Annotated in this window: 11 protein-coding genes, 1 rRNA gene and 2 riboswitches; of the genes, 6 read left to right on the top strand and 6 right to left on the bottom strand. The window is 54.8% G+C overall.

Annotated elements, in window-relative coordinates:
- A 16S ribosomal RNA gene (locus CMN55_RS00820) occupies positions 1-919 on the bottom strand; the annotation flags it as partial.
- Between the two features lie 487 nt (positions 920-1,406).
- On the opposite strand from CMN55_RS00820, the gene CMN55_RS00815 reads away from it, so the two are divergent.
- Positions 1,407-2,384, top strand: a complete 978-nt coding sequence (locus CMN55_RS00815; protein ID WP_293947614.1) for a patatin-like phospholipase family protein — start codon at positions 1,407-1,409, stop codon at positions 2,382-2,384.
- A 7-nt stretch (positions 2,385-2,391) separates the two neighbouring features.
- Here the strand turns inward: CMN55_RS00815 and CMN55_RS00810 are convergent, their stop codons facing one another.
- The 3 genes from CMN55_RS00810 to CMN55_RS00800 all read right to left on the bottom strand — a co-directional run bounded on the left by CMN55_RS00810 (position 2,392) and on the right by CMN55_RS00800 (position 4,616).
- Positions 2,392-2,823 carry a CBS domain-containing protein gene (locus tag CMN55_RS00810; RefSeq protein ID WP_293947613.1) on the bottom strand — a complete coding sequence of 144 codons (432 nt, stop codon included), beginning with the start codon at positions 2,821-2,823 and terminating at the stop codon, positions 2,392-2,394.
- A gap of 100 nt (positions 2,824-2,923) precedes the next feature.
- Positions 2,924-3,673 (bottom strand): 16S rRNA (cytidine(1402)-2'-O)-methyltransferase, encoded by a 750-nt coding sequence (gene rsmI / locus CMN55_RS00805; RefSeq protein ID WP_293947612.1) that lies wholly within the window; start codon positions 3,671-3,673, stop codon positions 2,924-2,926.
- A gap of 49 nt (positions 3,674-3,722) precedes the next feature.
- Positions 3,723-4,616: a LysR family transcriptional regulator gene (locus tag CMN55_RS00800; RefSeq protein WP_293947611.1), complete on the bottom strand. Its 894-nt coding sequence runs from the start codon at positions 4,614-4,616 to the stop codon at positions 3,723-3,725.
- A 113-nt stretch (positions 4,617-4,729) separates the two neighbouring features.
- Between CMN55_RS00800 and CMN55_RS00795 the strand changes: the two genes are divergently transcribed.
- On the top strand, positions 4,730-5,941 hold the full coding sequence (locus CMN55_RS00795; protein ID WP_293947610.1) for an acyl-CoA dehydrogenase family protein: 1,212 nt from the start codon (positions 4,730-4,732) through the stop codon (positions 5,939-5,941).
- Positions 5,931-6,377: a PaaI family thioesterase gene (locus tag CMN55_RS00790; protein ID WP_293947609.1), complete on the top strand. Its 447-nt coding sequence runs from the start codon at positions 5,931-5,933 to the stop codon at positions 6,375-6,377. The genes CMN55_RS00795 and CMN55_RS00790 overlap by 11 nt, the downstream gene beginning before the upstream one ends.
- Positions 6,378-6,381: 4 nt before the next feature.
- On the opposite strand, the gene CMN55_RS00785 is transcribed toward CMN55_RS00790, so the two are convergent.
- Positions 6,382-6,867 (bottom strand): MaoC family dehydratase, encoded by a 486-nt coding sequence (locus tag CMN55_RS00785; RefSeq protein WP_293947608.1) that lies wholly within the window; start codon positions 6,865-6,867, stop codon positions 6,382-6,384.
- 108 nt (positions 6,868-6,975) lie between these two features.
- Between CMN55_RS00785 and bfr the strand changes: the two genes are divergently transcribed.
- Entirely contained in the window at positions 6,976-7,443 is a 468-nt protein-coding gene (gene bfr, locus CMN55_RS00780; RefSeq protein WP_293947607.1) for a bacterioferritin, read from the top strand.
- A 116-nt stretch (positions 7,444-7,559) separates the two neighbouring features.
- The gene (locus CMN55_RS16920; protein WP_366931921.1) at positions 7,560-7,751 is read left to right on the top strand and encodes a (2Fe-2S)-binding protein; all 192 of its coding nucleotides are present in this window, start codon (positions 7,560-7,562) and stop codon (positions 7,749-7,751) included.
- 85 nt (positions 7,752-7,836) lie between these two features.
- On the opposite strand, the gene CMN55_RS00775 is transcribed toward CMN55_RS16920, so the two are convergent.
- Positions 7,837-8,808, bottom strand: coding sequence for an NAD(P)H-dependent flavin oxidoreductase (locus CMN55_RS00775; RefSeq protein WP_293947606.1), 972 nt, complete (start codon positions 8,806-8,808; stop codon positions 7,837-7,839).
- A gap of 512 nt (positions 8,809-9,320) precedes the next feature.
- Between CMN55_RS00775 and CMN55_RS00770 the strand changes: the two genes are divergently transcribed.
- Positions 9,321-9,671 carry a hypothetical protein gene (locus CMN55_RS00770; protein ID WP_293947605.1) on the top strand — a complete coding sequence of 117 codons (351 nt, stop codon included), beginning with the start codon at positions 9,321-9,323 and terminating at the stop codon, positions 9,669-9,671.
- Between the two features lie 78 nt (positions 9,672-9,749).
- Positions 9,750-9,835, top strand: a riboswitch (glycine riboswitch).
- Between the two features lie 3 nt (positions 9,836-9,838).
- Positions 9,839-9,924, top strand: a riboswitch (glycine riboswitch).
- Positions 9,925-9,967 lie beyond the last annotated feature (43 nt).

The raw sequence follows: 9,967 nt of genomic DNA, 5'->3' as shown, positions 1-9,967 counted from the left end.
GCTTCGAATTAAACCACATGCTCCACCGCTTGTGCGGGCCCCCGTCAATTCCTTTGAGTTTTAATCTTGCGACCGTACTCCCCAGGCGGAATGCTTAATGCGTTAGCTGCGTCACTGAAAGGTAAACCTCCCAACAACTAGCATTCATCGTTTACGGCGTGGACTACCAGGGTATCTAATCCTGTTTGCTCCCCACGCTTTCGTACCTCAGCGTCAGTATCGGACCAGTAAGTCGCCTTCGCCACCGGTGTTCTTCCCAATATCTACGAATTTCACCTCTACACTGGGAATTCCACTACCCTCTTCCGGTCTCAAGCAGTTCAGTATCAAGCGCTATTCCGAGGTTGAGCCCCGGGCTTTCACGCCTGACTAAAACCGCCGCCTACACGCCCTTTACGCCCAGTAATTCCGAACAACGCTTGCCCCCTCCGTATTACCGCGGCTGCTGGCACGGAGTTAGCCGGGACTTCTTTACCAGGTACCGTCATTATCTTCCCTGGCGAAAGAGCTTTACAACCCTAGGGCCTTCTTCACTCACGCGGCATGGCTGGATCAGGGTTGCCCCCATTGTCCAATATTCCCCACTGCTGCCTCCCGTAGGAGTCTGGACCGTGTCTCAGTTCCAGTGTGGCTGATCTTCCTCTCAGAACAGCTAAGGATCGTCGGCTTGGTGGGCCGTTACCCCACCAACTACCTAATCCTACGCGGGCTCCTCTCTCGGCGATAAATCTTTGGTCCGTAGACATCATACGGTATTAGCGCCCGTTTCCAGACGTTATCCCGTACCGAAAGGCAAATTCCCACGCGTTACTCACCCGTGCGCCACTCTCCACCCCCCGAAAGGGGCTTCTCGTTCGACTTGCATGTGTTAGGCCTGCCGCCAGCGTTCGTTCTGAGCCAGGATCAAACTCTCAAGTTTGATTTAGAATTAACTTCTTCCCGTCACAACGTTCATATGAACAGTAAAACCATCCATACGCTGAACTTAAACCTTATGCATCAGACTCGCGCCCAATACATATTCTCAAGATACCCGCTGCAACGAAAAGCCGTCATTCAACAACCCCGCCGCCCAGGCATCCCTTCTCATCAAAAACAACAATGTCAATTAACAAACCGCCTGAGCAGAAATCAATTCCACAAGCAGACAAAAAAACGCCGTCGAAAATTCCCTGACTAACATCAGGCGTATCCGACTGCGTCGTTGCCCATCTTATATAGATATCCAGGCAACGGCGTCAACAGGTAATTTTACAAAAATATGAAGGTGCCATTATATCTTTAACGCGCCCTTAATACAACTTTTATCTAATGAATAAATGAGAGGCAAAGGATTGCAATCTCCCGTTTGAGTGACGACATCTGCATGATTGGACAACGACCAGACCGGGGCATGAAGGGCTGTCATGGAATTGAGAAAGATTTATCGGCCAAAGCCGGAGCGCGGACAGGGCGACAGCCCGCCGGATCAGGATGTCGTGATGCGGCCAAAGGTTGGCCTTGCTCTGGGCAGCGGCGTGGCGCGTGGCTGGGCCCATATCGGCGTTCTGAAGCGCTTGGAACGGGAGGCCTTTCAGCCCGACTATGTCTGTGGCACGTCCATTGGCGCCCTGATCGGCGGCATGTATCTAGCCGGCAAGCTGGACGCCCTTGAAGAATGGGCACGAGATCTTGGCAAATCCGGCCTTTTTCGGCTGCTGGATATCCGCCTTTCCGGCGGCGGCCTGATTTCCGGAAACAAGCTGTTCACTTTACTGGAGGACACTCTCGGCAATACGCGGATAGAAGACCTTCCCGTTCCCTTCGCGGCGGTAACCACCGAGCTTGGCACCGGCCATGAAATATGGATCCGGGAAGGAAATCTTGCGGAGGCAATTACGGCCTCCTATGCCCTGCCGGGCCTCTTTTCACCGCAGAAAATCCATGATCGCTGGCTGATTGACGGCGCCCTGACCAACCCCGTCCCGGTTTCGGTCTGCCGCGCCCTTGGCGCCCGGCTGGTCATTGCCGTCAATCTCAATGCGGATGTTTTCGGCATGACCAATATCGGCGAGGCCGAATCGGCCTTCATGGCGGAAGAGGCGGGCAATGGCACCGCGCCTTACACGCGCGCGCCGCTCAATCTCATGAAACGACGCTTTTTCGACAAATCGGGAACCGAGCCCAGCATTTTCGGCGTGATGATGTCTTCGCTGAACATCGTGCAAGACCGGCTCAGCCGTTCCCGCCTTGCCGGGGATCCGCCTGACATCACAATCGCGCCCCGCCTTGCGCGATTCGGATTGCTGGAATTCAACAGGGCCGCCGAAATGATCGCCGAAGGAGAAGACGCCGCCGACCGCTCCATGGATTTCCTGAAACAGGCCATGGATGTCCTCGCCTGAGATCAACTCAACCGGTCGCGATATAATCACGCAGCGCCGCCGCCTCCCGCTCCACCTCGTCGATGCGGCTTTTTACGACATCGCCGATGGAGATGAAGCCGACCAGCTTGCCCTCCTCGAGCACGGGAAGATGACGGATTCTTTTCTCGGTCATCAAAGCCATGACCCGATCGATCGTATCCGCTGGCCCGATGGTCACCAGATTCGTTGTCATCAGATCCTGCACCCGAAAATCAAGGCAGCTTCCGCCGCTTTCCGCAAGAGCCCGAACGATATCCCGCTCCGATAGCAAACCCTGCAATCGCCCTTCGTCATCCACCACAAGCACCGCACCAATCCGACGCTGCCCCAGAATGGCAGCAACGACCGAAATGCTGTCCGTCGACGACACCGTGATAACATCACGCCCTTTGACCTTCAGTATACTTGCCACATTCATTGCGATCCTCCTTCTTCTGCCCCGATTCACCGACAGAAAACTTTATATCCTTCTAATATATCAGACAGGCGGATCGAACTCAATCAGCAGGCGAAAAGCTTCAGGGCATCGGAAAGGGACTTTGCGGATCATCGGCATCGGACGTGATGCGGGACGGCGGACCGATAACGATGGTCACCTCTCCCTTGATTTTCTGGTCAGAGAAATATGCCGCCAGTTCATCAAGCGGGCCACGATGGATATTTTCGAACTTTTTGGTCAGCTCGATACAGACGGCGGCCTCCCGCTCTCCCAGCACTTCTGCGGCGACTTCCAGAATTTTGCCCACCCGAAAAGGGGATTCGAAAAAGACAAGCGCCGAGGGTATCTCGGCAAAAGAGGCGAAGAGTTTGCGCTGCCGTCCCGGCCGACGCGGTAAAAATCCCAGGAAAGTAAAGGCCGGAACAGGAAGCCCCGACACCATAAGGGCGGTGATGACCGCGCTCGGTCCCGGCAGGGCCACCACGTCATAGCCCGCCTCAATCACCGCGGCGGCGGCACGCTGCCCCGGATCGCTGATACCCGGGGCGCCCGCATCCGTGGTAATGCCGACAGACTTCCCATCGCGCAGCAGCGAGAGGATACGTCCGACAGCCCGATCTTCGTTGTGGGCATGGCAGGCAAAGATGACCGGCGGACTTGTGAGAGAGTGCCGTTCGAAAATCTTGCGGGTGTGCCGGGTATCCTCACAGGCCAACGCGTCCACAGACTGCAAAATCCTGAGGGTTCGAAGGGAAATATCTTCCAGATTACCGATCGGGGTCGGGATAAGGTAAAGTGCTGGGCCGGTATGATTTTCTGCATCTGTCATGGTTTTCGACTAACCATATTCCGCGCCGCAGCGCAACGCCCTTGCAGTGTCATTGCCGGAATAACGGAAATACTTTCTGCCTCAGCCACTGGCTGATCGGGACCTGATCGGTGGCAACGTGCCAGTATAGATGAAGATCGAGATGGGGCACCTCGATCGGCAACGGAAAGGTGCGACAATCATACATACCGGTCAACTGGACGGGCGCCGTCACCGCCAGATCCACCGCATCAATCATATGAAATGCCGCCTGATAATGCTGCAGGCGAACGGTCACCTGCCTGGAAAGCCCCAGCCTTTCAAGTTCGATATCCACCAGGCCGCCGCCCCGCGAACGGGAGGAAACATGAATATGCGTCATCCCGAGATAATCATCGAGCGAGATTTTCTTGCGACCCGCAAGAGGATGCCGCCGCCCGACGGCACAGACATTGGCATCGGATACCAGCTTGCAATGCCGGAGCTGGGAATTGGTGAGCAGGGGAATATCCAGCGCAAAATCAATCTCCCCAAGGGACAGGCGCCGCGCAATGGATTGCCGCGGGACATGGAGAGCCTGCACCTTCATTTGCGGGGCGAGATGCGAGAGTTTTTCAAGCAGCCGGGGCAGCAGGATCGTCTCCCCCACATCACCGACAGCGATCCGGATTGTTTTGTCACAGCTCAGCGGGTCAAACTCTGCATCGGCATCAATCCCTGCCTGCAACAGGCGCAAGGCCTGCCTGACCGGACCGATCATCCGTTGCGCCATCGGCGTCGGGTTCATTCGCTTGCCCGCATGCACAAAAAGCGGATCATCCAGCCGGTCGCGCAGACGCGCCAGCGCATTGCTGACCGCCGGTTGGGTCACATTCAGCGTCCGTGCCGCAAGGGTTAGATTCCCATGCGTATATATGGCTTCAAACGTCAGGAACAGGTTGAGGTCTAGCTGGTTGAGCTGCATCACATATCTATAAATAGTATGAATAAACAGGTATCATATAAATAAATTTCAATGATTTTGAACTTGCGGTTATCTTGACAACAGAACAATCACTTTTCAAGAGGTAGCAAAAAATGGATTTCAACTTCACTGAGAAAGTTGCCGATCTGGCCGCACGCCTTGAAAGCTTCATGGAAGCCAATGTCTATCCTGCGGAAAAAGAATATCACGATTATGTGGAAAAGTCCGCAAACCGATGGACCATCCCGCCCATTATGGAAGAGTTGAAGAAAAAAGCCCGCTCGGAAGGGCTCTGGAATCTGTTTCTTGCCGAGTTCGAAGATTACGGCGCCGGGCTGACCAATCTGGAATATGCGCCACTTGCCGAGATCATGGGCCGCTCACCAATCGGGCCGGAGGTTTTCAACTGCAACGCTCCCGATACCGGCAATATGGAACTGCTGGCGCGCTACGGCTCGCAGGCGCAGCGGGATGAATGGCTGGTGCCGCTGCTGAATGGCGAAATCCGCTCCGCCTTCGCCATGACGGAGCCCGCCGTCGCCTCCTCCGATGCGACAAATGTCCAATGCACAATCCGGCGCGAAGGCGATGAATATATCATCAACGGACATAAATGGTGGACTACGGGTGCGCCGGACCCGCGCTGCAAGATCCTGATCGTCATGGGCAAGACGGACCCCGATGCGCCGCGCCATGCCCAGCAATCGCAAATTCTTGTCCCCACCGACACAAAGGGCGTCAATATCAAGCGGCCGCTGAAGGTGTTCGGTTCTGACGATGCGCCGCATGGTCATGCCGAGATCATTTTCGACAACGTGCGTGTTCCCGCGTCCAATCTGATCGGGAACGAAGGGGATGGCTTTGCCATCGCACAGGGCCGCCTCGGCCCGGGCCGTATCCACCATTGCATGCGGCTGATCGGCTGTGCGCAACGGGCACTGGAACTCATGTGCAAGCGGGCGAACAGCCGCGTTGCCTTTGGCAAGAAGCTGAGCGAACAGGGCTCGGTGCGCGAGGATATTGCGAAATCCATCTGCGAGATTGAACAGGCGCGCCTTCTCACCCTGAAAGCGGCGGCAAAGATGGACGAGGTTTCCTACAAGGAAGCCCGCGACCTGATCGCCATGATCAAGATCATTGCCCCGACCATGGCCCAGACAGTGATTGACCGGGCCATCCAGATCCATGGCGCCATGGGCCTGTCGCAGGACACTTTCCTTGCCGAAGCCTTCGCCTATGCCCGGACCGTCCGTCTTGCCGACGGCCCGGATCAGGTACATATGGNATCCCTTGGCAAGCAGATTGTCCGCCGTTATGCCGAATGACCGCCAGACGGATGAAAAAGCTGCGGAGGGTTTTGCCAAACCCTCCGACTTTCTGCCGCTCCTGCCCTTTGTAATGACTTTCGGGGTTCGCCTGATGGATGAGCGACCGGGCGAAGTGACCGTGGAAATGCCGTTTCAGAAGGCATTTTCAACGCCGCCCGACCTGTTTCCGGCCTCCATGGTCGGCGCCATCGGCGATATTGCGGCGGTCAGCGCCTGCCTCAGTATGCTGCCCGCAGGATGGGCCTGCGCCACACTCGACTATACCGTGAAGATGACCGGCCCGGCCCGCGGTGAGAAGCTGCGCGCCCGTGGCCGCGTTCTGCAAAATGGCCGCACGCTCTCCGTCGGAGCAGCCGATATCTTTGCCGTCACGGGAAATGAGGAAAAGCTGTGCGGGTCGGTTCTTGCGTCAACCCGCAACCACCGGCTTTAACGTATCAGGCAGCCGACCGACGCCGGACGAGGAAGCGCTGCTCCCCTTCCATCACCAGCTCACGCCGCTGGTTATGGATGGTGGATTTCACCGTCACCACCCCCGTTGACCGCTGCTCTTTAAGATCGGTGATGACAAGCTCCGGATAGACCGTATCGCCGCAATAAACCGGACCCAGGAATTTGGACGACTGGTCGATAAAGGCGACCATCGCCTCGCCCAGCACATGCGGGAAAAGCCCCGCCCCTGGCGCCGACTGGATTAGCACCTGAAAGCCATGGGCGAGCAATTCGGGATGTCCCTGCGCCTTGCAATATTCCACATCATAATGGATCGGATGATTGTCGCCGGACGCCAATTGGAAGGCCGCGAAATTCGCATCCCGCAACGTGCGCGACGGAATGTAAAAGCACTGGCCAACGGTCAGATCCTCGAAATAGCTGGCCTCGCCAAACTTATGATTTTCCGGGTTAAATTGACTATCGCTCATCGCAGTGCCTCGCTTGCTGTTAAGGTCTTGTTATTTATCCGCACTGTATTTACAGACGGTGGTCCGCTATATTTATAGCCCCTACCATTGTAACGCAAGGAGTTAGGCATGAAAGGTGATAACGCCATTATCAGGCACCTCAATGTCATCTTGAAAAACGAGCTCACGGCCATCAACCAGTATTTCCTGCATGCCCGCATGCTGGAGGACTGGGGGATGACGGAACTCGGGGAGAAGGAGTATCACGAATCGATTGACGAGATGAAACATGCGGACAAGCTGATCAAGCGCGTCCTGTTTCTGGAGGGGCTGCCAAATCTTCAGGATCTCGGCAAGCTCATGATCGGCGAGGACGTCAAGGAGATTCTCGAATGTGATCTCAAGATGGAGCGGTCCGGTCATGCCGATCTGAAGGCGGCGATCAAGGAATGCGAGGAGAAACAGGATTATATCTCCCGCGGCCTGCTGATGGACATACTCGATTCGGAGGAAGAGCATATCGACTGGCTGGAAACCCAGCTTGGCCTGATCGAAAAGATGGGGCTTCAGAATTATGTTCAGTCCCAAAGTTCCTGAACGGGTGCTAAAACCATAAAAACTGAAAGGCGCGCCTTCAACGCTATTGACAATTATTCGCATAAAAGATAGTTTTTTCGGAATGATTGGCATTTTTAGAAGTGAGCAAGCGTTGAATGTATATCTGCCTTTGTAACGGTTTCACGGATCGCGACGTCAAAAGCGCAGTTGCTTCAGGCGCCCAGCGAATTGCCAACGTCTATGAAACTTTAGGCGCGGCCCCGCAATGCGCCAAATGCAGCGTTCATATTCGCGATATCATCCGCGAATCTGCCGGCAATGGACTGACCGCCGGTATCCGGCGCTAATCCTGCCCGGAAGGGCCATCTTTCTAAAATATCGGAAATCGGAAAAGAAATTACCCTCACCCCAAAGGGGCGAGGGATAGTTTCGTTATATGGCCTTCTTATTGATTTCAGCCCTGGCCTGGGCATATTCTTCTTTCAAGCGATCCACATATTCCTGCACGCTTGTGACAGTCTTGACGCTGCCTATTCCCTGCCCGGAACCCCAGATATCCTTCCAGGCTTTGGATTTTCCGGTCCCGCCGCTGCCGAAATTCATCCGGCTCTTGTCTGAGCTCGGCAGGTTCTCCGGATCCAGTCCGGCTCTTACGATGCTCGGACGCAGATAGTTTCCGTGAACGCCGGTAAATGTACTCGTATAGTGAATATCCTCACCGGTGCTTTCCACGATCATCTTCTTATAATCTTCGACGGCGTTCGCCTCCTGCGTTGCAATGAAGGCGCTGCCGATATAGGCAAGGTCGGCGCCAATCGCCTGCGCCGCCAGAATGGCGCGGCCGTTGGCAATCGCACCCGATAGCGCGAGCGGGCCATCGAAAAACTGCCGCACCTCGGAGACCAGTGCAAAGGGGCTCAGTCGTCCGGCATGGCCGCCCGCGCCCGCACAGACCAAAATCAGACCATCGACCCCGACTTCCAGCGCCTTCTCCGCATGACGGATCGTTGTCACGTCATGCAGGATAATGCCGCCATAGGAATGGATTTCATCGACAATCTCGGTCGGGGCCCGAAGGCTTGAAATAATGACCGGCACCTTATGCTTCACGCAGAGCGCGACGTCCTCATCCAGGCGGGAGTTTGATGAATGAACGATCTGGTTAACCGCATACGGTGCGACCTTCTTATCCGGGTTCGCTGTCGCGTAAGCGGCGGTTTCTGTTTTTATTTGATCAAGCCATTCATCCAGCTGGGAAACGGGACGAGCATTCAGTGCCGGGAAAGAACCGACAATGCCTGACTTGCATTGTGCCGCAACCAGTTCAGGCCCGGACACAATAAACATCGGAGATGCGATAACCGGAAGAGACAAACGCCCTTCCAGAACGGTCGGCATTGACATTCGGAGGCTAACTCCCGCAATATTCAGAAAATTTTAGCCAGGCCCGGATCTTCCGCCCAGTTACCTAGCTTGGCTAGTTTATTAGCAGGAAAATCCAAAGATGACAAATTGTCATTTTTGACAAAATTTCATTTATTTTCTTCGCATCTGCAGCATTATTGCGAAAATTCCTTAAAAAAACAGAATATTATTACTTTCGGGTGAATTGAAAAAAAAATTTACACCTATACAACTTCAGTCTGATGAGACCGTATAAATGGCCATTAAGGGGCATATTAACCAACTTTGATTCTAAAATCGCGTGCGACTCACCTGAAATATCCGGGAAAATCGCTATCCGGCAAAATCTTCCTCCCAACTGAGCAGTTCTTACCCTTCCGAATTTTTGCACTGCACAATCAAGCCGCCTCTCCCGGCCTTGATCGGCTAAAAATCTATGCCTTATGCCCATTCTCATTCTGGCACGAAGGCTGCATAGCCCTTTCGGAGATTTTCACAGACTGGAGATTGCCGTGTTGCATGCAGAAATATTGGATCAGAGCGTTGCAAGCAAATTTGAAAAACGTGACGCGTTCCGAATTTCAAAACCGATCCTGAGCGTCGAGATCGACGGGGAGCGCTTTTCAACCGAAAACTGGTCGCTGGACGGATTACTTCTGAACGGGCTGCCGGAAAATATCGACCTGGAGATGCCCGTTACCGGTATCATGGGGCCTGTCGGCACTGCCGAAATGTGCCGTTTTGGGGGCAGAATTGTTCGGCTGGATCATGCTGGCATGACAACGGCCATCGAACTCGATGAGAAAAGCGCCGATGTCGCCGCGCTATTGCCTCTCTGGGTATTAAAATACGGCGCCCGTTGAAGTCGTAACTCTTGCTTGACAATTCGGGCCTTTGCTTCCTAATCTTTTGTTCAGACGCTGGGAGACTGGCGTTCCTCGATCATTCTGACGGGAGAGACCGGCTCGCCGGCGCCGAAGGAGCAACCGCCCCGGAAACTCTCAGGCCCAAGCACCGTCCGAAATGAGGACTCTGGAGAGAATGACGCGCCCCGCGCGGCATCACCGAAGAGGTAAACCGGAAATCCGGCATAATCTTTCAGGTACCCGGACAGAGGGGGCATCCAATTCACGCATCGCATGAGATGCAAAAGGAAGAA

Source organism: Sneathiella sp. (assembly GCF_002694385.1).
Lineage (GTDB): Bacteria > Pseudomonadota > Alphaproteobacteria > Sneathiellales > Sneathiellaceae > Sneathiella.
The sequence above is the reverse complement of the archived record's forward strand: the minus strand, read 5'-3'. Positions and strand labels throughout refer to the sequence as shown.

Coding starts and splice junctions, on each gene's coding strand:
- CMN55_RS00815 (WP_293947614.1), top strand. CDS start 1,407: ATGGAATTGAGAAAGATTTATCGGCCAAAGCCGGAGCGCGGACAGGGC.
- CMN55_RS00810 (WP_293947613.1), bottom strand. CDS start 2,823: ATGAATGTGGCAAGTATACTGAAGGTCAAAGGGCGTGATGTTATCACG.
- rsmI (WP_293947612.1), bottom strand. CDS start 3,673: ATGACAGATGCAGAAAATCATACCGGCCCAGCACTTTACCTTATCCCG.
- CMN55_RS00800 (WP_293947611.1), bottom strand. CDS start 4,616: ATGCAGCTCAACCAGCTAGACCTCAACCTGTTCCTGACGTTTGAAGCC.
- CMN55_RS00790 (WP_293947609.1), top strand. CDS start 5,931: ATGCCGAATGACCGCCAGACGGATGAAAAAGCTGCGGAGGGTTTTGCC.
- CMN55_RS00785 (WP_293947608.1), bottom strand. CDS start 6,867: ATGAGCGATAGTCAATTTAACCCGGAAAATCATAAGTTTGGCGAGGCC.
- bfr (WP_293947607.1), top strand. CDS start 6,976: ATGAAAGGTGATAACGCCATTATCAGGCACCTCAATGTCATCTTGAAA.
- CMN55_RS16920 (WP_366931921.1), top strand. CDS start 7,560: ATGTATATCTGCCTTTGTAACGGTTTCACGGATCGCGACGTCAAAAGC.
- CMN55_RS00775 (WP_293947606.1), bottom strand. CDS start 8,808: ATGTCAATGCCGACCGTTCTGGAAGGGCGTTTGTCTCTTCCGGTTATC.